General features: G+C 35.5%; 21 protein-coding genes. 12 read left to right on the plus strand and 9 right to left on the minus strand.

The genetic code is table 11. The annotated features are described in order from the left end of the window. Positions 1 to 11: 11 nt before the first annotated feature. Complete coding sequence (gene recJ / locus ACGH47_RS09950) at positions 12 to 1748, plus strand: single-stranded-DNA-specific exonuclease RecJ (protein WP_411623343.1); 1737 nt, start codon at positions 12 to 14, stop codon at positions 1746 to 1748. 117 nt (positions 1749 to 1865) lie between these two features. Then, positions 1866 to 3257 (plus strand): UDP-N-acetylmuramate:L-alanyl-gamma-D-glutamyl-meso-diaminopimelate ligase, encoded by a 1392-nt coding sequence (gene mpl, locus ACGH47_RS09955; RefSeq protein ID WP_411623344.1) that lies wholly within the window; start codon positions 1866 to 1868, stop codon positions 3255 to 3257. A gap of 196 nt (positions 3258 to 3453) precedes the next feature. Here mpl and ACGH47_RS09960 read toward each other — a convergent pair whose 3' ends face one another. Continuing rightward, positions 3454 to 4812 (minus strand): L-serine ammonia-lyase, encoded by a 1359-nt coding sequence (locus tag ACGH47_RS09960; RefSeq protein WP_267350091.1) that lies wholly within the window; start codon positions 4810 to 4812, stop codon positions 3454 to 3456. A gap of 329 nt (positions 4813 to 5141) precedes the next feature. On the opposite strand from ACGH47_RS09960, the gene proS reads away from it, so the two are divergent. From proS to ACGH47_RS09975, 3 genes are all read left to right on the plus strand, one after another. Then, a complete protein-coding gene (gene proS, locus ACGH47_RS09965) occupies positions 5142 to 6863 on the plus strand; it encodes a proline--tRNA ligase (protein ID WP_411623345.1) in 1722 nt (573 codons plus the stop codon). A 24-nt stretch (positions 6864 to 6887) separates the two neighbouring features. After that, on the plus strand, positions 6888 to 7472 hold the full coding sequence (locus ACGH47_RS09970) for a tyrosine-protein phosphatase (protein ID WP_267350093.1): 585 nt from the start codon (positions 6888 to 6890) through the stop codon (positions 7470 to 7472). Positions 7473 to 7637: 165 nt separating this feature from the next. Then, positions 7638 to 9089 (plus strand): M48 family metalloprotease, encoded by a 1452-nt coding sequence (locus ACGH47_RS09975; RefSeq protein WP_267360891.1) that lies wholly within the window; start codon positions 7638 to 7640, stop codon positions 9087 to 9089. A gap of 61 nt (positions 9090 to 9150) precedes the next feature. Here ACGH47_RS09975 and ACGH47_RS09980 read toward each other — a convergent pair whose 3' ends face one another. Beyond that, positions 9151 to 9813: a histidine phosphatase family protein gene (locus ACGH47_RS09980; protein WP_267350095.1), complete on the minus strand. Its 663-nt coding sequence runs from the start codon at positions 9811 to 9813 to the stop codon at positions 9151 to 9153. A gap of 30 nt (positions 9814 to 9843) precedes the next feature. After that, positions 9844 to 10821: a 23S rRNA pseudouridine(955/2504/2580) synthase RluC gene (rluC, locus tag ACGH47_RS09985; RefSeq protein ID WP_065558396.1), complete on the minus strand. Its 978-nt coding sequence runs from the start codon at positions 10819 to 10821 to the stop codon at positions 9844 to 9846. Positions 10822 to 10967: 146 nt separating this feature from the next. Between rluC and dsbB the strand changes: the two genes are divergently transcribed. The 4 genes from dsbB to rapZ all read left to right on the plus strand — a co-directional run bounded on the left by dsbB (position 10968) and on the right by rapZ (position 13854). Beyond that, positions 10968 to 11498 (plus strand): disulfide bond formation protein DsbB, encoded by a 531-nt coding sequence (dsbB, locus tag ACGH47_RS09990; RefSeq protein ID WP_267350097.1) that lies wholly within the window; start codon positions 10968 to 10970, stop codon positions 11496 to 11498. A gap of 78 nt (positions 11499 to 11576) precedes the next feature. Then, positions 11577 to 12233 carry a bifunctional tRNA pseudouridine(32) synthase/23S rRNA pseudouridine(746) synthase RluA gene (gene rluA / locus ACGH47_RS09995; protein ID WP_267360896.1) on the plus strand — a complete coding sequence of 219 codons (657 nt, stop codon included), beginning with the start codon at positions 11577 to 11579 and terminating at the stop codon, positions 12231 to 12233. A gap of 76 nt (positions 12234 to 12309) precedes the next feature. After that, a complete protein-coding gene (locus tag ACGH47_RS10000; RefSeq protein ID WP_411623346.1) occupies positions 12310 to 12906 on the plus strand; it encodes an XTP/dITP diphosphatase in 597 nt (198 codons plus the stop codon). Positions 12907 to 13005: 99 nt separating this feature from the next. Then, a complete protein-coding gene (gene rapZ / locus ACGH47_RS10005; RefSeq protein WP_267380246.1) occupies positions 13006 to 13854 on the plus strand; it encodes an RNase adapter RapZ in 849 nt (282 codons plus the stop codon). Here rapZ and ACGH47_RS10010 read toward each other — a convergent pair whose 3' ends face one another. Beyond that, positions 13855 to 14676, minus strand: a complete 822-nt coding sequence (locus tag ACGH47_RS10010; protein ID WP_267360900.1) for a divergent polysaccharide deacetylase family protein — start codon at positions 14674 to 14676, stop codon at positions 13855 to 13857. It lies immediately after the preceding gene. Further along, complete coding sequence (gene envC / locus ACGH47_RS10015; protein ID WP_267380249.1) at positions 14673 to 15881, minus strand: murein hydrolase activator EnvC; 1209 nt, start codon at positions 15879 to 15881, stop codon at positions 14673 to 14675. The genes ACGH47_RS10010 and envC overlap by 4 nt, the downstream gene beginning before the upstream one ends. A 212-nt stretch (positions 15882 to 16093) precedes the next feature. Between envC and glyQ the strand changes: the two genes are divergently transcribed. The 3 genes from glyQ (at position 16094) to ybaK (ending at position 20561) form a co-directional block, all read left to right on the plus strand. Beyond that, entirely contained in the window at positions 16094 to 17029 is a 936-nt protein-coding gene (gene glyQ / locus ACGH47_RS10020; protein WP_065558403.1) for a glycine--tRNA ligase subunit alpha, read from the plus strand. An 8-nt stretch (positions 17030 to 17037) separates the two neighbouring features. Continuing rightward, complete coding sequence (gene glyS / locus ACGH47_RS10025) at positions 17038 to 19110, plus strand: glycine--tRNA ligase subunit beta (protein ID WP_411623355.1); 2073 nt, start codon at positions 17038 to 17040, stop codon at positions 19108 to 19110. Positions 19111 to 20075: 965 nt separating this feature from the next. Further along, on the plus strand, positions 20076 to 20561 hold the full coding sequence (gene ybaK, locus ACGH47_RS10030; RefSeq protein WP_267350111.1) for a Cys-tRNA(Pro) deacylase: 486 nt from the start codon (positions 20076 to 20078) through the stop codon (positions 20559 to 20561). A gap of 172 nt (positions 20562 to 20733) precedes the next feature. Here ybaK and ACGH47_RS10035 read toward each other — a convergent pair whose 3' ends face one another. The 4 genes from ACGH47_RS10035 to ACGH47_RS10050 all read right to left on the minus strand — a co-directional run bounded on the left by ACGH47_RS10035 (position 20734) and on the right by ACGH47_RS10050 (position 23831). Then, positions 20734 to 21006 (minus strand): HU family DNA-binding protein, encoded by a 273-nt coding sequence (locus ACGH47_RS10035; RefSeq protein ID WP_065558407.1) that lies wholly within the window; start codon positions 21004 to 21006, stop codon positions 20734 to 20736. A gap of 176 nt (positions 21007 to 21182) precedes the next feature. Next, entirely contained in the window at positions 21183 to 21776 is a 594-nt protein-coding gene (locus tag ACGH47_RS10040; RefSeq protein WP_267350113.1) for a YjaG family protein, read from the minus strand. Then, entirely contained in the window at positions 21769 to 22842 is a 1074-nt protein-coding gene (gene hemE / locus ACGH47_RS10045) for a uroporphyrinogen decarboxylase (RefSeq protein WP_411623347.1), read from the minus strand. The genes ACGH47_RS10040 and hemE overlap by 8 nt, the downstream gene beginning before the upstream one ends. A gap of 89 nt (positions 22843 to 22931) precedes the next feature. After that, on the minus strand, positions 22932 to 23831 hold the full coding sequence (locus ACGH47_RS10050) for a LysR family transcriptional regulator ArgP (RefSeq protein ID WP_065558410.1): 900 nt from the start codon (positions 23829 to 23831) through the stop codon (positions 22932 to 22934). Positions 23832 to 23976 lie beyond the last annotated feature (145 nt).

Consider the following 23976-nt stretch of genomic DNA (forward strand, 5'->3'; position numbering starts at 1 on the left):
ACATTGAAAATATGAATAAAACTAAATTAGTACGTCGTAAATTACCCGAGTTACATCCTGAATTTTCGAATGACATTCCAACATTATTGCAACGAATCTATGCTCTACGTGGCGTGACATCAAGCAAAGAGATTGATTATGCTGCTCGAAATCTAAGTAATTATGATCAGTTAAATGGTATAGATAAAGCCGTTGAAATTATCTATTCAACCATGAAAAACAATCAAAGAATCATGATTGTCGGCGATTTTGATACCGATGGGGCGACCAGTACCGCATTGGCTGTTCGAGCATTAAAACAGATGGGATGTCAGTTTGTCGACTATATTATTCCTGACCGATTTGAAGATGGTTATGGTTTAAGTGTTGAAGTGGTTAAAAAAGCGATATCATCGAAAGCTGACCTGATTATTACTGTCGATAATGGCATTTCAGCTATTGAAGCGGTCGAATTTGCTAAACAAGCTAATTTGCCAGTGATTATTACCGATCATCATTTATGCCCAAACCCGTTACCTTCGGCGGATGCCATTATTAACCCTAATTTACCTGATTGTACCTTTCCCTCCAAAAATTTAGCTGGAGTGGGCGTGACATTTTATTTAATGTTAGCGTTAAGAGCAAAATTACGGCAAGAAAAATGGTTCAATGATAATCAGTTAGCTGAATTTAACATTGCTAATTTATTAGATTTAGTTGCACTGGGAACTATTGCCGATGTCGTGAAACTGGATCATAACAACCGTATCTTAGTTCATCAAGGCGTTAGCCGAATCCGCTTTGGTTACTGTTGTGAAGGTATTAAGGCATTATTGCAAGTTGCCAAAAAAGATTGCTGTTCATGTAATGCGACTGATCTTGCTTTTTACATTGCACCAAGATTAAATGCCGCTGGGAGAATGGACAATATGTCGCTTGGTGTCGAATTATTACTCTGTGACCACCCTGACACCGCCCTTAACTTAGCAACTGATCTTAATAATTTAAATAATGATCGCAAATTAATTGAACAGACGATGCATCAAGAAGCACTGTCTTTCATTGAAAAAATGGAGAATGAAAAAACCTCGATTCCTCACTTTCTAGTGGTTTATCACCCCGAGTGGCATCAAGGTATCATTGGAATTTTATCTTCCCGTTTGAAAGAAAAGTATCATCGTCCGGTTATTTCGTTTGCTTCTACTCAAGATGGTTTTTTAAAGGGATCTGGACGGTCAATTAAAGGAATTCATTTACGCGATTTACTTGATGAATTGCAGCACTTACACCCTGAGCTTATGGTAAGTTTTGGGGGACATGCGATGGCGGTTGGTTTAACAATACATGAAAATGATTTATCACGTTTTACCGCATGTGTTGAAGCATTATTACTTAAACGATTAGATGACAAATTATTAGAAACGGTTATTGAAACAGACGGGGAAATCGATGGACAAGATTTCAATTATTCAATTGCCAAACAATTAAAAGATTCCGGGCCTTGGGGAGAAGGATTCCCTGAACCTATTTTTGATGGTGAATTCATCATTCATCAACAGCGATTATTGGCAGACAAGCATCTTAAATTGGTTTTAGAACCTAAAAATGGCGGACCAATCATTGATGGTATTGCATTTAATGTTGATCGTCTAGAATGGCCTGATTTATCAATAAAACAAGCTAAACTTGTTTATCATTTAGACGTAGATGAGTTTCGTGGTAATCAAGCCGCCAAATTATTGATTAGACATTTGTGGCCTATCGCATAGTTGATCAAAATCGATTATAATTCGCAGAATATTTAAAAGTTACATTACATTAACCTTTGATATAATTCAGATAAAGACTAGTTTATTAACATAATTTGTAGAGATTGAGGACTAAAAATGCATATTCATATTCTTGGGATCTGTGGCACATTTATGGCAGGAATTGCATTAATAGCCCGTTCTCTTGGTCATAAAGTTACTGGCTCAGATAAAAACGTTTATCCACCTATGAGCACGCTTTTACAAAAAGAGCATATTGACATTATTGAAGGTTATGATCCATCACAACTGACTCCTAGCCCGGATTTAGTCATTATTGGTAATGCCTTATCCAGAGGTAATCCTTGTGTCGAGCATATACTAAATAGTAATATTCCTTATATCTCTGCGCCACAGTGGTTACATGACAATGTATTAAAAGATCGTTGGGTTATCGCTGTTGCAGGAACGCATGGTAAAACAACCACAGCAGGCATGGTCAATTGGATATTGGAAAAACAGGGATATAAACAAGGTTTTGTGATTGGTGGTGTACCGGGAAATTTTGATGTTTCCGCTCGATTAGGCGAAGGTAAATTTTTTGTTATTGAAGCTGATGAATATGATTGTTCGTTTTTTGATAAACGCTCCAAGTTTATGCATTACTGCCCTAAAACGCTTATTATGAACAATCTTGAGTTTGATCATGCGGATATCTTTGATGATCTTAATTCAATCCAAAAACAATTTCATCATTTGGTACGTTTAGTCCCTAGCAAAGGGCTGATTATTTCACCTCAAGATGATGTGAATTTACGACAAGTCTTAGCCAAAGGTTGCTGGAGTGAACAAACTTTTACTGAGTCAGAATCTGGTTGGCTAGCTCAAAGAATTAACCATGATGCGAGTCACTTTGCTGTTTATTACAATAGTCAAAAAGTCGGCGAAGTAGAGTATTCTTTGGTTGGTGAACACAATATGCATAATGCACTCATGTCAATTGCTGCAGCCCATAATGTCGGTATTCAACCGGCTGATGCTTGTTTAGCTCTCAGCTCATTTGTTAATGCTAAACGACGTTTAGAACTTTATGGTAAAGTCAATAATATTGAAATATATGACGATTTCGCACATCATCCAACGGCTATTTTGGCAACCTTAGAAGCGCTACGTAGTAAAATTGGTGCTAATCGTCGTATTCTGGCAGTGTTAGAGCCTCGCTCAAATACCATGAAATTAGGCATATCGAAAGATGAATTAGCGCCATCATTAGGTCGTGCCGATGAAATCTTCATTTTTCAACCAGAACAGTTACCATGGTTAGTCGTTGATGTTGTTGATGCTTGTATTCAACCGGCTTATTGGTCTGGTGATATTGATTTGTTAGTTGAAATGATTGTTAAATCAGCAAAACCAACCGATGCAATATTAATTATGAGCAATGGAGGATTTAATGGTATTCATAAAAAGCTTTTGGATAAGTTAACAAAACAGCAAAGCAAAGAGCAGGAAAACCAAGATTTAATCTAATTGATTTTTATGCTTATCGGTATGGCTAGATACCTAGCCTACCATACAAGTATAAATAGCACACCTTTCACAATCTATTCAATATATTACAATTTGTTTATCAACAATCAAAATCGGATCGCCCCAATCAGTATTGACTGGCAAAATTGATTTTAAGAAATAGATTTCAAATCGATTACTAATTATAAATGCACTACTAACTACAATGCACCGTTATGGCTAATCCACCCCGTGATGTTTCACGATATTTGGCATTCATATCTTTACCTGTCTCGTACATCGTTTCTATTACTTTATCAAGAGATACAATGGCAGCAGTTGTTCGTCTTAGCGCCATACGTGTCGCATTAATCGCTTTTACTGCAGCAATGGCATTACGTTCAATACAAGGGACTTGTACTTGACCATCTACGGGATCACAGGTTAAACCAAGATTATGCTCCATACCAATTTCAGCCGCCATACACACCTGTTCAGGACTGCCACCCAGTAATTCCGCAAGTCCAGCTGCAGCCATTGAACAAGCTACTCCCACCTCACCTTGACAACCTACTTCAGCCCCCGAAATAGAAGCATTATTTTGGTATAAAAGCCCTATGGCGCCACAAGTTAAAAAATACCGAACATAGGTATCAGGAGTTACTGGATCAATAAACTTATCATAATAAGCAAGCACTGCTGGAATAATACCGCAAGCCCCATTGGTTGGCGCTGTCACCACCCGCCCCCCTGCTGCGTTTTCTTCACTGACCGCTAAGGCAAACATATTTATCCAATCGATAATAATCATCGGATCATTATCATTTTTACTGGTTGATAATTGTCGGTAAAGTGCATTCGCTCGACGAGGTACTTTTAATGCACCCGGTAATAAACCTTCAGTGTGGATACCTCGCTTAATACAATCTAACATGGTTTGTCCAACCAACGTAAAATAGTTGATAATTTCCTGTTGCGAATGGAGTTGTAACTCATTTTTAAGCAGAATGCTTGATATCGATAATGAGTTTTCATCACAGTGCTGCAAAAGTTGTGCTGCCGATGAAAAAGGATAAGGAAAGTCAACCGTATTTTGATCTTGTTGACCAAACTGTGTATCTTCTACAATTTTACCACCACCGACCGAATAATAAGTGGTTTGAGCAAGTATTTGCTCACCTTGATAAGCCGTTAAAGTCATACCATTTTCATGCTTAGGCAAAAAAGTAGAGTGAAATAGAATATTTTCACTTGAAAACGCTATTTCATAACGACCATTATAGATAGATAACCGTTTATTTTGATTCATATTTTGAATAAAAATAGGAATATCATCGATATTAACGGTATCGGGTTTTTCACCCGCTAGCCCTAAAATAATAGCGATATCAGTATGATGCCCTTTACCTGTCAAAGATAATGAACCATAGACATCGGCAATAATCTTAGTCACAACAGGCATTTGACCATTATCAATTAACTGATCGATAAATGCTTTGCCTGCTCGCATTGGACCAACAGTATGCGAGCTTGAAGGGCCAATACCAATTTTAAATATCTCAAAAACTGAAGCCATTTGTTTCCTTTATACGGTTAACGTCGATTAAAGTAAGAATAACTATTTGATCAAAGATGATGGCTATATTATGGCGTTAACCATGGCATAATCAAGTATAGAATCAAGCTTTCAATTTAAATCGTAACAAATTTTGCCAAGCGAAGATATGCGCCTTAGTCATGTTGTTAATTTTCATTTTATCTCTCTTTATTTGCTTAAATTTATAAATAATTTTTGTCGATTACAACAATTACGCATAAAATTACTTTAGTGTTACGCGACGGACTGCTAAACTAGCTCACATTTTAGTATATTCATTAGTACATTATTTTTTTCAGGATAAATTTATGCGAACCAGTAAATATCTTCTTTCTACATTAAAAGAGACTCCAGCAGACGCTGAAGTGATAAGCCATCAATTAATGTTACGTGCCGGCATGATCCGTAAAGTTGCCGCAGGATTATATACTTGGCTGCCCACTGGTTATCGTGTACTTAAAAAAGTTGAAAATATTGTTCGGGAAGAGATGAACAAAGCAGGGGCAATTGAAGTGTTAATGCCAGTTGTGCAACCTGCTGATATTTGGCAAGAAAGCGGCCGTTGGGAACAATATGGTCCGGAATTATTACGTATTAAAGACCGGGGAGATCGTGATTTTGTATTAGGTCCAACCCATGAAGAAGTGATCACTGACTTAATACGCAACGAAGTGAGTTCATATAAACAGTTACCGCTTAATGTTTATCAAATTCAAACCAAATTTCGTGACGAAGTCCGCCCTCGATTTGGCGTAATGCGTTCTCGTGAATTTATTATGAAAGATGCTTATTCATTTCATACTTCACAAGAATCCTTGCAAGAAACCTATGATGATATGTATAAAGCCTACAGTGCCATATTTACACGTGCAGGTTTAAATTTTAGAGCGGTACGAGCTGATACGGGTTCTATTGGTGGCAACTGGTCGCATGAGTTCCAAGTATTAGCCGACAGTGGTGAAGATGATATTGTCTTTTCTACCGAATCTGATTACGCGGCGAATATTGAGATGGCACAAGCATTAGCGCCAACACAAAGTCGCCTTGCACCAACCAAGGCGATGGAACTGGTTGATACACCTAATGCCAAAACGATTGATGAATTAGTTGCACAATTTAATTTACCTATTGAAAAAACAGTTAAAACACTTATGGTTAAGGCGACTAAAGAGAGTGGGCACCAACTTGTGGCTTTATTAGTCCGTGGTGATCATACGTTGAACGAAATCAAAGCGGAAAAAATTGATATTGTGGCATCGCCTTTAGAATTTGCAACTGAAGATGAAATTCGTGCGATAGTGAATGCAGGACCAGGTTCATTAGGACCGGTAAACCTTGATATGCCAATCATCATTGACCGTGATGTGGCAGTCATGAGCGACTTTAGCGCAGGCGCCAATATCGATCATAAACATTATTTCAATATCAACTGGGACAGAGATATCACTTTACCGCGTATCGAAGATATTCGTAATGTGGTCGAAGGCGATATTAGCCCTGACGGTAAAGGAACATTACAAATTAAACGTGGTATTGAAGTAGGACATATTTTCCAATTAGGCACCAAATATTCTCAAGCGATGAAAGCCACTGTTCAAGGGGAAGATGGTCAAAATCATGTCATGATTATGGGGTGTTATGGTATTGGTGTAAGTCGTATTGTCGCAGCAGCGATTGAACAGTGCCACGACGACCGCGGTATTATTTGGCCTGACGCAATTGCGCCTTTTAGCGTTGCCATAATACCAATGAATATGCATAAATCAGAAAAAGTACAAGCCACTGCTGAAAAGCTTTATGCAGATCTACAATCAGCAGGTATTGAAGTACTCTTTGATGATCGTAAAGAGCGACCGGGCGTGATGTTTGCTGATGCCGAACTCATTGGTATTCCACATACTTTTGTCATCGGTGAACGCAATCTTGAAAATGGCGAAGTTGAATATAAACACCGTGCTGGTGGTGAAAAATCGCTAGTAAAAATCGATGAATTGATGACATTTATTAAAAAACGTCTTCAAACAGTTTAAATAAACATGTTCGAATAATTAGTTATGCAAAATACAACACAACAGTTAAAAATGAGTCATAACCGTATTACAACGATTGTGATATGTCTACTACTGCTGTGTTGTATGAGTTTAAATCTCATTGGCTGTCAATCTAAGCTTAATTCTGATTATCAATTACCGGATAATTTTCATCAAGTGTCTAACGATATCTATCGCTCAGAACAACCTTCAATAACTGAATTTAAATATCTTGATAAACTTGGCTTTAAAACCATTATAAATTTACGGCTATTTCACAGTGATCGTGAGTTAGTCGAAAATACACAGATGTCAGAAGTTTGGATTCGAATGCGGGCAGGTGATATTACTGATGAGAAAATGATCCAAGTAATGAAAGCAATTCATACCTCCCCTAAACCGATATTAATCCATTGTTGGCAAGGTAGTGATCGTACCGGCGTCGCTATTGCTATGTACCGTTTGGTTTTTGAAAATTGGACTAAATCTCAAGCTATTAATGAGTTAATGCAAGCTGAATTTGGTCATCACTACAATGTTTATCCCAATATCAAAAAATATCTTGAAACAGTTGATATTGAAAAAATTCGCTCTGCCGTTTTTCAATAAAAAGATAGAAATTTTGATAACCCTAAACAACGTCATTGATTAAAGATGCTATCTGTTAGGCTTATTAACTTTATGTAAAGTTTAATCACAAATTCAAAGTGATATTGTGTTTTTTTTCAGCTAAAATAACTATTAATAATTATATTATCCCTATGGAATAAAATAATGCTAAAAAAAACAATTGCATTTTTAATCTCGGCTTCATTGCTATTGCAAAATACTTCATTGGTATATGCAGATAACATTAACTTGCCCGATATTGGTACAGCGGCTGCATCAACATTAAGTATCGGTCAAGAAATGGAAATGGGGGATTATTACATGCGAATGTTACGCGCTCAAGCCCCTATTCTAAATGATCCTGTTTTGAATCAATATATTAATGACTTGGGTCAAAAATTAGTTTCAAAATCAGAATCAGTACAAACCCCTTTTCACTTTTATATCATGCGTAGCGATGTCCTTAATGCTTTCGCTTTTTTTGGTGGTAATGTTGTTGTCCATTCTAAGTTAATACTTGATACGGATAACGAAAGTCAACTAGCGTCGGTCATGGCTCACGAAATAGGTCACGTCACCCAAAGACATTTAGCCCGTGCAATCGAAGCCCAAAATCGTAACAGTCCTTATTTTTGGGGAGCTACGTTAGGTTCTATATTACTTACATTAGCAAATCCTGAAGCTGGAATGGCTGCGATGACAAGTACTATGGCGGGGTCTGCACAAAGTATGATTAGTTTTACTCAGAGCAATGAGCAAGAAGCGGATCGTGTTGGTCTTAGGACTTTAGTCAAAGCCGGATTTGATCCTTATGCATCATCTGAATTTTTGCAAAAACTTGCTGACCAAACGCGCTTTAGTAGTAAACCGCCTGAAATATTACTTACTCACCCATTGCCTAATAATCGTTTAACTGACGTTCGCAACCGAACTTTGCAATACAGTAAAAAAAATATTACTTCTTCTCTTGATTACTATTTAGCTAAAGCTCGATTAGCGATTATTACGGCTAAAAATAAAAATGCCGCTTTGTTATTAATTCAAGATTATAAAAAATTAAATAATCAACCAAGCAAAATTGCCATCATATACTGTGCCGCATTGGCGGATTATCAGGCAGGTAAATATCAACAAGCCAAACAGCAACTTCAACCATTATTAGATAGTCAGCCTGATAATCTATGGTTTATTGATTTAATGACTGATATTGATTTAGAACTTAATAATAATAGTGTTGCCATTACACGATTACAGCAAGCTTTAAAAAAATTTCCTAACAGCACAGCGATACAATTAAATTTAGCGGCGGCTTATAATAATAATAAAAATTACCAACAGGCGGTTAGCCTTCTTCATCGCTATACCCATGATCATAATGACGATATGAATGGCTGGGATGAATTGATTAAAGCTTATGGTGGGCTGCACTCAACAGCACAACAAATGACTGCAAGAGCTGAGCTTATTGCTTTACAAGGTAGATTTGATGAATCTATTCAATTGCTGCAAAACGCTAAAAATAGAGCTAAAGGCGATCAAATCACACTATCTAAAATAGACGCCAGAATAAATCAATTAAAGCAACTGCAAAAACGCTTTGCAAAATACAAAAGGTAAAATTTATAATTTTCTGGCTAATGGCATCCACATTAGCCAGAAAAATATTCATTCAGCAAATTTATTTATTGGCTAAATGATCAACGTTATTATAAAACTTAACCGAAAATTGCCCTTTAGGCTGATTTTCATCTTGTTTATAGTTAACCACACTGATACTTGTATTTAACATACGTGGAAAATACGCTTCATCACGGTGTAAACGCCAATCTCCTCCATTTAAAACACAAAGTAGTATCCGTAATACTGTGCCATGAGAAACAACTAAAATATTACCGGTATCTTGCTTAGTATTTTCGATAATGGTCTTTAATGCTCGCTCCATACGTGCCAAAACTTGTTGATAATTTTCACCTTGATTGACTGTTGCATCAAAGTTAGCAGGATCAGTGAGATAAGTGTTAAATTCCGGAAATGCTTTTTTTAATGTCGGCACATGTTTACCTTCCCAAATACCAAAATCCATTTCGCATAAATCTGAAAGTTCAGCGGTTGGAATAACATTTACATTTTCATTGATGATATAGTCTCGAGTTTCCATTGCACGCTGTTGAGTACTTGAATAAGCCTGTATGAACGGAATATCTTTAAGGTACTTTCCTGTCACCTTTGCACCTAAAATTCCTTCTTCTGTCAAAGGGGAATTCTGTGAGCCTTGCATTTGATCTTTAATATTCCATTCCGTCTGACCGTGTCTAATTAAATATAAATTGATATCTTTCATTGGTGCTAACTACCTTATTTATTTTTTAAATTATGCTTGTTTAAATTTATCTTTTCTAAGCTGAGTTAAACAAGCTTGCAATGTGGCATCCATTGGGGCTTGTAATAGCATTTCTTGCTGGGTTTTAGGATGAATAAATTTGACACTCGCCGCATGTAAAAAAAGACGGTTGAGTGTAGTATGTGATAATAATGCATCAAATTGGCGATCCCCATAACGATCATCAAAAGCAATCGGATGATTAGCATATTGCGTATGAATTCGAATTTGATGAGTACGGCCTGTTACAGGACTGGCTTTTATCAACGTGGCAAACTCAAATCGTTCTTCTACTTTAAAACGTGTTTCTGAAGGTTTTCCTTCTTTATCAACTTTCACCACTCGTTCACCACTTTTGAGCACATTTTTTAGCAATGGTGCTTGAATCACTTTACATTCAGAAGACCAATTGCCTTTCACTAACGCTAAATAATTTTTTTGCATCTGCTTTAAACGAAGCTGTTCATGCAACGCTTTTAATGCAGAGCGTTTTTTAGCAATCAACAGTACCCCTGATGTTTCACGATCGATACGATGCACCAACTCTAAAAATTTTGCTTCAGGCCTTAACGCGCGTAATCCTTCAATCACACCAAAACTTAAACCACTGCCACCATGCACCGCAATGCCCGAAGGTTTGTTGATAGCTAAAATCATCTCATCTTCATAAATAATTGCCTTTTCTAATTCGGCCACTTTATTTAATTTTGTTGAGATTTCGGGCGTGGCTTTTTCAGCAACTCGAATAGGAGGAATACGAACTTCATCGCCAATATTCAATTTGTATTCTGGCTTAATACGTTTTTTATTCACTCGCACTTCACCTTTGCGTAATATACGATAGATCATACTCTTTGGTACACCTTTCAAATAGGTGAGTAAAAAGTTATCAATACGTTGAGTCGCATTTTCTTCAGATATAGTCACAAAAGTAACATTTAATTTTTTTTGTGGAGCGTTTGTGTGCATAAGAGATGATTAGTCCGCTATCAATGAGTAAAAGTCGTTTACATTATTCTTAAATAATCTACACTAATCTTAATTATAATTAGGTAGTTTTTTTCAGTATAATAAAAGCAAAACAATTATAACGGAATCTGGGAGAATAAAATAGTATGTTATCGCTGCTTAATCAGTACTCACGTAGAAGGTTTGCTTGGTTTTTACTTTTTCTTTCAACCGTTGTTTTTGAATTAATTGCTCTACATTTTCAATACAATTTAGGTCTTGCACCCTGTACATTGTGCATTTATCAACGTTGTGCAATATTTGGTATCATGATAGCAAGCTTTATTGGATTTCTGGCTCCTTGCAAAACATCTTTTCGTTTAGCCGGTATTTTTATTTGGCTTATTAGTGCATTTCAAGGTTTTCGATTAGCAAAATTCCATGCACAACTACAGTTCGAACCAAGCTTTGGTGATACGTGTTCAATTAAAACTGAATTTCCATCCTGGTTACCTTTAGATACTTGGTTACCTGAAGTATTTAGTGCTTATGGTTCTTGCTCTGAAAAAATCTGGTCATTTTTAACGATTGAAATGTCACAATGGATGATCATCATTTTTGCTTGCTATTTTATTGTGGGTCTGATCATATTGTTTATGCAGCTCTTTTCACCGAAAGAATCAACATGGCATAAGTAAACAATTTATAGAACTGGCACTTTTTGTTGATTTTGCTAGAATATATGGCAATTTTTAGTTATTAATTGTCATATTTAAATGCTTTTGGAATATCATCCCCCTACTGATCCTTGGCTGTCAATTTTATATCAAGACGATCATATCGTTGTTGTTAACAAACAACCGGGAATCTTATCGGTTTCTGGTAATAAACCACAATTTATTGACAGTATCATTCATCGTTTGCAACAAAAATATAGTTATGTGGAATCGGTACACCGTTTAGATATGGCAACCAGTGGCATTATGGTTGTCGCATTATCTAAACTTGCCGATCGAGAAATTAAAAAACAATTTCGAGAACGTATTCCTAAAAAGACCTATATCGCGGTTGTGCATGGACATGTTGAGCAAGACACCGGATCTGTTGAATTACCACTGATTTGTGATTGGCCAAATCGTCCTAGACAAATGGTAGATAAGGAAAATGGCAAATATGCATTAACAGAGTATCAAGTTATTGCAAGAAATCCCGATAATACAACTCGCATTAAATTATTTCCATTTACAGGACGCTCTCATCAACTGCGTGTGCATATGCAAGCTATTGGTCATCCAATTTTAGGCGATAAATTTTATGCCCATCCAGAAGCTTTCTCGATGTCAAAAAGATTACTATTGCATGCACAATTATTAACAATTAATCATCCTAAATCAGGTGAAAACATGACTTTTACTTGTGATCCTGAATTTTAAATAAGTAAATATAAAAAACACTCATTATGTTTAAGCAATCAGCTCAAATATTAAGCCAATAGGTTAAGGAACCTTTATGCAAAAAATTGTTTTAGCAACCAATAATCAGGGTAAAGTCAATGAATTACAAAATTTACTGGCTGATGCGGGTTTTGATATCATCGCACAAAGTCAGTTTAATCTCCCTGATGCCGATGAAACAGGTTTAACATTTGTCGAAAATGCCATTATAAAAGCGAGATATGCTGCAAAATTAACTGGGTTACCCGCCATAGCCGATGATTCAGGGTTAGTTGTGGAAGCACTTAATGGTGAACCGGGTATCTATTCTGCACGTTATGCAGGCGAGCACGGTAATGATGAAAGTAATAATCAAAAATTATTACAAGCATTACAACCTATTCCTCAAGAAAAGCGTTCCGCATATTTTTATTGTGCTCTAGTTTTTATGCATCATGAAAACGATCCTACTCCCATCATCTGTTTAGGCAAATGGAATGGCTTAATCTTAAATGAATTAAAAGGTAAAGGCGGTTTTGGTTATGATCCCTTATTTTATGTGCCAGAACTAAATTGTACTGCCGCTGAGCTGACTAAAGAACACAAAAGCCAAATTTCCCACAGAGGGCAAGCTCTTAAACAATTGATTAAAGAAATAAAAACTAAATATTAAAAATATTTAGTTTGTTGTAATATTGTTTATATTCCAAATTGCAAGTTTACGAATAAACGTTATATACTTACATGCATCAATTATATCGGAGTTGAAATTGTGATCCTACTGATAGTAAGTGGCCGTTCAGGTTCAGGAAAATCGATTGCATTACGTGCTTTAGAAGACATGGGTTTTTATTGTGTTGATAATATTCCTGTTGCTTTATTACCACAATTAGCTGATTCACTCAAAAATAATAAAACCCCTGTTGCTGTGAGTATTGATATCCGTAATTTACCAATCAATTTTGATTTTGATAAAGATATATTTCAACGTTTACCTCAATCTGTTTCGCCTGAGATAATTTTTTTTGATTGTAGCCGTAATACGCTTATCCGTCGTTATAGTGAAACAAGACGAATTCACCCATTGGCTAATCAGCAATTTTCCCTTGAAGAAGCCATCGATCAAGAAGAAAAATATTTAGAACCCTTAAAATCTCATGCCAGTTTAATGATTAATACTGATAATCTTTCCGTGCATGAATTATCAGATATTTTACGATCTCGCATTTTAGGCAAAAAAGAGCGTGAACTCACCATGATTTTTGAATCATTTGGTTTTAAGCATGGTTTACCGGTGGATGCAGATTTTGTCTTTGATGTTCGTTTTTTACCGAATCCACACTGGGATGTATCGTTAAGACCACTAACAGGATTAGATGATCCGGTCAAAAACTATCTATTAAAACATGATGAAGTGACCAATTTTATTTATCAAACTGCAGATTATTTAAAAAATTGGTTACCAATGTTAGAGAAAAACAATCGAAGTTATTTAACTATTGCAATTGGTTGCACAGGTGGTCAACACCGTTCCGTGTTCATTGCTGACCAGTTAGCTGATATTTTTCGAGCTCAAAATAAACAAGTCCAAGTCCGTCACCGTACTTTAGAGAAGAAGTAATTATTGCTGAATTATTGATAAATAATAGATTTCATAACCTATTTTTTCAAATATTTTGTATATATCTTTGAAGGTTAATGTTGGTTTTTCGGGTAAGGACTCTGGATGAATTAATTGACTAAGTTTAACAAGTTGTATATCTGAAGGTAATTCGGACAGCTTTTTTGTTAAGACGTTCACCGTTTGTGGATAAGGATGACCAATAACAATTGCTTGCCCCTTTTTTCGGGCTAATTCAATAGCAATATCAAATTGGTAAGCAATGGCATTTTCATTCTGTTTATCATCAAGAAAAACATCTCGTACAAGAACAGGTATATTATAGTTTTGAGCCGCATTCATTACCTGCGTTTTACCTATTGTTTTGCTGTCTAAATAGAAGAATGAATAATGGCTAAGTGCTTTCATAACATGCTCCATACCTTTAAGGTCAGATGTCATTAAACTTCCCATATGATTATTCACGCCAATTGCATAAGGTACGCGCTCAACAGCATTGGCAATAATTTGATTAACTTCTTCTTCCCCCATGTAAGGAAATAGTGTCTCTTTTTCTAACGGTTGTTTAGATAATGGTGCCATGGGTAAGTGAATAATCACCTCATTACCTTGTTTATTTGCTAAGGTAGACATCTGTTTGGCATGGGGTGAATAAGGCAAGACTGCAATCGTAATATTAGGTGATAGTGAAATAATTTTTTGTTCATTTTGCTGACGATAACCGAAGTCATCAATAACAATAGCCAGTTGTGAAGCAAGTCCATTATTAATAGGGAATAATAACAGACTCATAAAAACTAAACTTACACAGCGTACAATCATTTTAACCATCCACTCGGATCTAGCGCTTTACCATCACGCCGAATTTCAAAATAAAGTCCGGGATTATTTTGACCACCACTCGAGCCAACAATTGCAATTGATTGACCGGTTTTAATTTTATCCCCAACTCCCACTAAAACACGCTGATTATATCCATATAAGCTCATGTCGCCTTTTCCGTGCTCCAAAACCACCATAAATCCATAGCCTTGTAGCCAACTGGCTAATAACACTCTTCCATCAGCAATTGCTTTGACTGTCACACCATTTTTCGCATTAATGACCATACCTTTCCAGTATAATTCGCCCTGTAATGCCTCACCAAATCGATGTGCCACACTCCCACTTACCGGCCAGTTAAATTGATGAGCCGGTTTGCCAATACCACTCACTCTTGCCATGAGTGATTGTTCATCTGAGCTCAATGTATAGTTATTATTTTTTTGTTTTTCTTCAATATTTTTAGCTTGCCTTGCTTCTTCTTCTGCAATACGTTGACTTTCTTTTTCTGCTTGAGCGATTTTTGCTTGCAACTTCGCTTCGTTTTCACGTAGTTGCGCTAATTTTTGTTGATTCTGTTGCATAGATGATTCAAGCGATACTATCGTTTTTTTACGATTTTGACGATTTTTTTCAAGCCTCAATTGTTCTTGCTTTTGTCTATTTTGTAATACTTTATGAGAGGACTCTTTTTTTTGCAAAGCTGCTTTTTTTTCACTTAATTGTAATTGGGTCTCTTTAAGCTCATTAATTAATTGCTCTCGAGCTTGGTTAATGTATCCGTAATACTGAATAATTCGTTCGTTACGTTCCCCCTTTTCCCCCGAAAATACCAGTTCTAATCCGCTATTTTTCCCAATTTTAAATGCACCAATCAATTGTTTAGCTAACACTGCTCGTTGCTGTGTTTGCTTATTAACCAGCTCATCTATCTGGTCAATCATTATATGAATTTCTTGATTAAGTTTTTTTAACGATAAATCATTTTTTTCAATTGAGGTCAACAAAATTGCTATTTCGGTTTCTTGCTGTTTAAGGTCTTTGACTAATTGAGTGCGTTGTTTATTTTGTTCTGCTATTCGATTTTCTTGTTCTTCAATTGAACGACGCAAAGACTCTAGCCTCTGAGTATCATCAGCGTGCAAAAAACTAACATTGATTAATGTTATAAAAATAATCACAACAATTTTTTGATAAATAGACATGGTGTTTTATTTTAGATTTATTACCAAGCAATAATGATAATGTCACTATACCGACAAATAGGTAAAGATGCAAAATGTAAACCACATTAAGATAGTTAAGTAATATATTATGATATGAAGCGATTAGACATTTCACAAGCACTCATAAAAAGTATAAAATACAGCACTGTTTTAAATATCGAAAAAATCAATTCAACCATAAAGACAACATCATGCAAAAGTTTAATGTCAAAACCTTTCAAGGTTTAATACTTACGTTACAAGATTACTGGGCTAATCAAGGTTGTACAGTGATTCAACCCTTAGATATGGAAGTGGGTGCAGGTACATCACATCCAATGACCTGTTTACGTGCGCTTGGACCTGAGCCAATTAATGCTGCTTATGTTCAGCCTTCTCGTCGCCCTACTGATGGTCGTTATGGTGAAAATCCAAATAGGCTACAACATTATTATCAATTCCAAGTTATTTTAAAACCTTCACCCGATAATATCCAAGAACTTTATTTAGGTTCGTTGAAGGAGCTTGGTCTAGATCCAACAATCAATGATATTCGCTTTGTTGAAGACAATTGGGAAAACCCAACCTTAGGTGCCTGGGGGCTTGGCTGGGAAGTGTGGTTAAATGGTATGGAAGTAACCCAATTTACTTATTTTCAACAAGTCGGTGGACTTGAATGTAAGCCAGTAACAGGTGAAATAACGTATGGTTTGGAACGACTAGCCATGTATATTCAAGGCGTCGATAGTGTTTACGATTTGATTTGGAGTGATGGAGCATTCGGTAAAACGACTTATGGCGATGTTTTCCATCAAAACGAAGTTGAACAATCAACTTATAATTTTGAATATGCGAATACTGACTTCTTATTTTACTGTTTTGAACAACACGAAAAAGAAGCAAAATTTTTGCTTGAGTTAGAAAAGCCACTTCCTTTACCAGCTTATGAACGTATTTTAAAGGCCGCTCACTGTTTTAATTTACTTGATGCCCGTAAAGCCATTTCGGTTACAGAGCGACAACGCTATATATTACGTATTCGAACATTAACTAAAATGGTTGCTGAAGCCTATTATGCATCACGTGAAGCGCTCGGTTTCCCTATGTGCCAAAATTCACCTTCAAGCGAAAGTGCATCATCTAAGTAGGAATATATATTATGCAAAAAACATTTTTAGTGGAAATTGGTACAGAAGAGTTACCACCAAAATCGCTCCGAACTTTGGCTGAAAGTTTTGCGGCTAATTTTATCGAACAACTGGATAATGCAAATTTAGAACATGGTGAAGTCCTTTGGTATGCATCACCAAGACGTTTAGCATTAAAAGTATTAAATCTGAATGATACTCAACCTGATAGCCAAATCGTTAAACGAGGCCCAGCAGTAAGTGCAGCATTCGATCAAGCAGGAAATCCAACGAAAGCCGCAGAAGGTTGGGCTCGTGGTTGTGGTATTACGGTTGATCAAGCAGAACGAATACAAACAGATAAAGGGGAATGGCTTTCTTTTACACAAAATCAAAAAGGACAGCCTGTTGTCAATTTGTTATGTGATATGGTTAAAAATGCTTTAAACAAATTACCAATACCAAAACCAATGCGCTGGGCAGCCCGTCAAGTTGAATTTATTCGCCCAAGCCATACTGTGACGATGTTATATGGTGATGAACTGGTACCCGGTACTATTTTAGACATTGATTCCGCACGGGTGATCCGTGGACACCGTTTTATGGGTGAACAGGAGTTTACTATCGATAATGCCGATCAATATCCTGAAATTTTAGAACAACGCGGTAAAGTTATTGCTGATTATGATAAACGTAAATTAATTATCCAACAACAAGCAGAAGCCGCAGCGGCAAAACTTAATGGTAAAGCGGATTTAACAGACAGTTTATTAGAAGAAGTCTCTTCATTGGTTGAGTGGCCTGTTGTTTTAACAGCAAAATTTGAAGAACGTTTTTTAGACGTCCCTGCCGAATCACTTGTTTATACTATGAAAGGCGATCAAAAATACTTCCCTGTTTATGATAAACAAGGAAAATTGCTACCGAATTTTATTTTTGTTGCTAATATTGAGTCAAAAGATCCGCAAGTGGTCATTGCTGGTAATGAAAAAGTGGTTCGTCCACGTTTAGCCGATGCTGAGTTTTTCTATAAAACAGATTTAAAACAGCGTTTAGAAGATCGCTTACCTCGCCTTGAAACGGTATTATTTCAACAACAGTTGGGTACTGTAAAAGATAAAGCATTACGTATTGAATCATTGTCAGGTTTCATTGCTGAGCAAATTGGTGCAGATGTAGCGCAAGCAAAACGTGCAGGCAAATTGACTAAATGCGATTTAGTCACGAACACTGTTTTCGAGTTTCCTGAAACGCAAGGGATTATGGGACGTTATTTAGCCCTTAAAGATGGTGAAAGTGTTGAAGTCGCCACCGCCATAGAAGAACAGTATAAACCTCGTTTTTCCGGTGATGAGTTACCAAGTACAGCTGTTTCTTGTGCTGTTTCAATCGCTGAAAAAATGGATACTTTAGCCGGTATTTTTGGTATTGGGCAACACCCTAAAGGCGATAAAGATCCCTTTGCACTGCGACGTGCGGCTATTGGTGTGCTAAGAATCATTGTAGAAAAAAACTTACCGTTAGATCTTATTGCGTTATCTGAATTTGCCGTTTCATTATATGGTGATAAATTAAATAACCAAAATGTTGTAACTGATATTGTTAGTTTTATGCAGGGTCGTTTTCGTGCTTGGTATCAAGAACTTGGTTTCACCATTGATACTATTCAAGCCGTATTGGCTCTTAATCCTACCAAACCAGCCGATTTTGATGCGCGTGTAAAAGCCGTAACACATTTTAGAACACTGCCAGAAGCATCATCATTAGCTGAAGCAAATAAACGAGTATCGAATATATTGTCTAAAGCAGAACTAGCAATTCCTGATAGTGTTAATGCTTCATTGCTTGAAGCTGGTGCAGAAAGAGAGTTAGCAAAACATGTTGCGGTGTTAATGGATAAATTAGCCCCATATTTTAATCAAGGACGGTATCAAGATGCCCTCGTTGAGTTATCTACGCTTAAAGCACCCGTTGATGAATTTTTTGCTTCAGTTATGGTCATGGTTAATGATGAAAAAATAAAACTTAATCGTTTATCATTATTGAAAAAACTACAAAGTTTATTTTTAAAAGTTGCAGATATCTCATTATTACAATCATAATAAATATATATCAACACTTGTGGTAGCCTATTTTGGTTACCACTTAATGACTTAGAGCTAAAAAATGCAAACCGAATTATCCTTTTCTCGATTGTTAAATGAAACAATTAATTTTATTAGAAATCGTTTTCAGCCAATCATTATCATCTGTTTTTTAATCAGTGCCACTACCACACCAATTTTAAATAATTTATTTGATAAACAACTTTTTCAGCAATTATCTAACCAATCTCTCTATGCCGTGTTATTGCAATTATTAAAACCAGCAATGATTTATATGGTGATAAATTTTATGACACAGGCGATTATACTTGCTGTGATATATAATTATTCAATCAGCAATAAATTTAATTTCAATTTAATATTGTCCCGTTTGTTACCAAACATATTAAATTTAATCGGTTTAAATTTAGTTTGTGCATGTTTAATCGTTACTGGGTTAATATTTATGTTATTAATATGCTCAGTTTTGAATCTGATTTTACCCATCCAAATCATGAATCTTTTAATTTTAACGGTCACGATTGTTGTTATGATTGTTATATCGATAGTTTATTTCCAATTCAATAGTTTAATTATTGAACCTTCAACAAAAGATTTTTTCCAAAAATTTATAGACTGTTTTACACACACGTTAATGTATTGGCGATTAACCTTACCAATGTTTTTAATCTACTTTTTAGCTATATTTTTATTGTCAAATTGGGCAATTTCAATTACATCACTGATGATAAATATTATCTATTCAACAATAATAATATTTGCTAATATCTTTATGATATGTTTCCTTTATCGTCTCAATATGCTATTAAAAAACCAGCATAAAACCCATTAAAAAACAAAGCAAAATATCAATTAATTATTTAAAATTATCCACTATTCTTTTTAATCACTCTATTAAAAAATTTATAGAGTGATTAAAATTAAATGATACCCTATCATTTTGAATTACAGGGGATATTGATATGACACCAGCGATTAACCAACTAAAAAAATTAAAAATTCAATTTAAAATTCATCAATATGAACACGACCCTAATACAACTAATTACGGTCAAGAAGCTGTCAATAAACTTGATCCAACATTAAATGTGATTGCCGATCAAATTTTTAAAACGCTTGTTGTAAGTTTAAACAACAATGACAAAACATTAGCTGTTTGCGTATTACCTGTTAATAAACATTTAGATCTTAAAAAAGTAGCAAAAGCATTTAACTGTAAAAAGATTGATTTAACTCATCCTAATATAGCTGAAAAAACGACAGGCTATTTGGTTGGAGGAATCAGTCCATTAGGTCAGAAAAAACGTCTACCCACATTAATTGATATTAGCGCAAATTATTTAAACACTATGCTGGTATCAGGCGGAAAAAGAGGATTAGAAATTGAAATGGCACCTAGTGATTTACTCACAGTATTAAATGCTAAATTTATAGAAATTACATCTTAGTTTAATTAAATAATATTAACTAACAAACACAGATTAAATGTAAGATAATTTAAACGCATTGTAATGCATTGATACGTTTTAATCATTTTTTTAAATAGAAAGGTCATGAAACGATGTTCCATGACCTAGCGTTATTAATTGTCAAAAAAACATTTTCGACAATTTAAAAAAACTATTTGATTGCTTCTTTAAGACTTTTACCTGATACGAAAGCAGGTACTTTGCTTGCAGCAATTTTGATTTCTTTACCGGTTTTAGGATTACGACCCGTGCGTGCTTTACGAGCATTAACTTTAAATGTACCGAAACCAACTAATTGTACTGGTTCGCCAGCTTTTAATGATTCAGTAATAGCTGCTAATGTAGCTTCTAACGCAGTTTTAGCTGCAACTTTAGTAATATCAGCTTTACTAGCAATTGCATCGACAAGTTCTGTTTTATTCATGGAAATATCCTTACATATTTATTTTATTGTTAAAGTTAACATAATAAAGAAAGTTAATTACATAACTTTCCAACTGTAAACAACATTTAGGTTACATTACTATTAAATGTAGTCTATATTGCTCTAATATAAAAGAAAAATTTATTAAAAAATAAAAAAATCATGGCTGGAACGCTTTAATTGCTTAAAAAAACACCAATATTGCTCATTTGTGACGTTCGAATTTCTGCTTTTAGACCTTTTATTAAATCTTCCATTTCATTTTTTTCATCGCGTAATAATCGGAAAATTTCCCATTGCAAATCAAATTCATCAATTACACTAGGTAATTGCTGTTGTTCATCCTCTGAAAGTAAAATATTTTCTTTTGTCATCTCAAATTCAGCAATAGTTGTCGCTGATATACTACTTACTTTAGCGGTGTGTTCAGCAATATCACCACTTAAATACGAGTGTAACAACTCGCTAAGTGCCTGACATGCATCAATAGCAGGATAGACCATATAAGGGCTTTCATTAGTAAAAACAGGAATGATAGCTTCTAATTTTTCTAGCTGTAAATCAAAGTTTATTTTTACATCATAGACTAATAAGGATTCCCATATTAAATCAAGTATTTTTTTGTAATTTTTACTATCTTCTTGATTATCAACTTGTTTGCAGTAGTAAACAAAGTTAGGGTACATTCGTTCACACAAACAAACCATAAATAAACGTTGTTGCCATTCAGGCAATTTTTCCATTCTTAATTGAATTGGGTTTTTAATCATGATGAAACCTTTTTGATTGACGATGAACCGCGTCAATTAAATATTGTACATGTTCTAGCGGAATATCTTGATGAATACCATGTCCTAAATTAAAAACATGCCCATTATGATAGCCAAATTCCGATAACACAGCATCTACATTCGCTTCGATTATTTGCTTATCAGCATATAATACTGAAGGATCAAGATTACCTTGTACCGCTATTTGTCCTTTTTGTGGCACGTTATTTAGATCAACTGTCCAATCAACACCTATCGCATCACATCCCGAGTTTATAATATTTTCTAGCCATAATCCGCCACCTTTAGTAAATAAGGTTACAGGTACATAAGAAGTGATATTTTGACTCTTTTTACCTTGTTTTAATTGCGATAAGATTAATTTCATATAATCTAATGAAAACGTTTGATAGCTTTGATGACTTAGCACCCCGCCCCAAGTATCAAATATCATTATCGACTGCGCACCGGCTTCAATTTGGGCATTTAAATATATAGCGACACTGTTAGCCAGTTTTTCAAGTAATAGGTGCAGTGCTTTAGGATCACTATACAGCATTTTTTTTATTTTAGTAAAAGCTTTACTACTTCCACCTTCAATCATATAGGTAGCGAGTGTCCACGGACTACCCGAAAATCCAATTAATGGTACTGTTCCGTCGAGTTCTTTTTTGGTTAGCCGAATAGCATCCATCACATATCTTAATGATTGCTCTGGATCAGGAATGGGGAGTTGCTGAATATCAGATAGACACTGAATTGATTGCTTAAATTTTGGGCCTTCTCCTGTTTCAAAATACAAACCAAGCCCCATTGCATCAGGAATAGTTAATATATCAGAAAAAATAATGGCGGCATCAAGATCAAATCTTTTCAGTGGCTGCAAAGTCACTTCACAAGCTAAATCGGGAGTTTGACACATCGTCATAAAATCCCCTGCTTTAGCTCTTAAATCACGATATTCAGGTAAATAACGCCCAGCTTGGCGCATCATCCACACAGGCGTGTAATCAACAGGTAAACACTGTAAAGCTCGTAAATAACGATCATTTTTTAGTTGATACATAGCATCGACTCTTTTAGTTGTTATGACAATTGATCCAAACGTTTAAAGTTAACATCTTATTTTAGCATTTTATATGCTTATATAATCGATTATTTATGAGGTTGAGAAAGCACATTTTGTGCATAACGGATCAATGTTTCAGAAATATTTTGCATCACACTACTTTCAGGGGCAAATCGATGCCAATAAAGCATTCGTCTTTGATAAAGACCTTCTGTCAAATTGACAAGTTCTCCCGTTTTCAACTCTTGTTCAACTTGAAGTTTTGGTAACATACAACAAGCCGAACCTTGTTTGGCTAGCTGAACAAATGCTTCAGAAGAACTGGTTATATGACAGACGACACTTCCTGGCGTAAGATTAAAATTCTCTTGTAAAAAAGCTTGATGCATATCATCTAAATGATCAAAAGCTACCGCTGGTGCTTTTAACAAGGAAGAACGGGTAACCCCATTAGGAAAATATTTTTTAGCAAAATCTGGCGACGCAACAAAAATATAGTCTAAGGCGCCTAACATATCTGACAAGCAACCCGGTAATGGATTGGCTTGAATACTGATTGCGGCCACAACCGTACCAAGTCGCAATAATTCTAATGTATGCTCTTCATCTTTAACTTGGATATCAAAACGTAAAATATTTTTATCTAACACGGGTTTTAACGCAGGTAAAAGCCAGGTTGCGAGTGAATCCGCGTTGATTGCAATCGATAACGACAATGGTGTCGGATTTTGATCGTTATCGCCTAACCATTGTTGTTCGAGTAATTCTACTTGATGCAATAAACCTAAAAGATGTTCCCCTTGCTTGGTCGCTTTGGGCGGAATGGTTCTGACTAAAAGCTGCTGACCAAAAAAACTTTCAAGTTGCTTGATGCGTTGTGAAACCGCCGGTTGTGTAATACACAATTTATCGGCTGCTCTTTCAAAACCTCGCTCTTTTATTACTGCATCTAATGCTTGTAATGCTCTATAATCTGGACGCTTCATAATCTCTTTACGAATAATGGGATCTTTGCTTGAATACTCAAACCTTTTAGAACCGGCTAATTTTTTAAATAGATCTAAAACTTAATATATTTTATTAAAATACTAATGATTTTTGCTTTCCAAACGGTTACTATGCCATATCTTC

It is taken from the genome of Gilliamella sp. CG16 (assembly GCF_046635785.1).
GTDB classification, from domain to species: Bacteria; Pseudomonadota; Gammaproteobacteria; order Enterobacterales; family Orbaceae; genus Gilliamella; species Gilliamella apicola_I.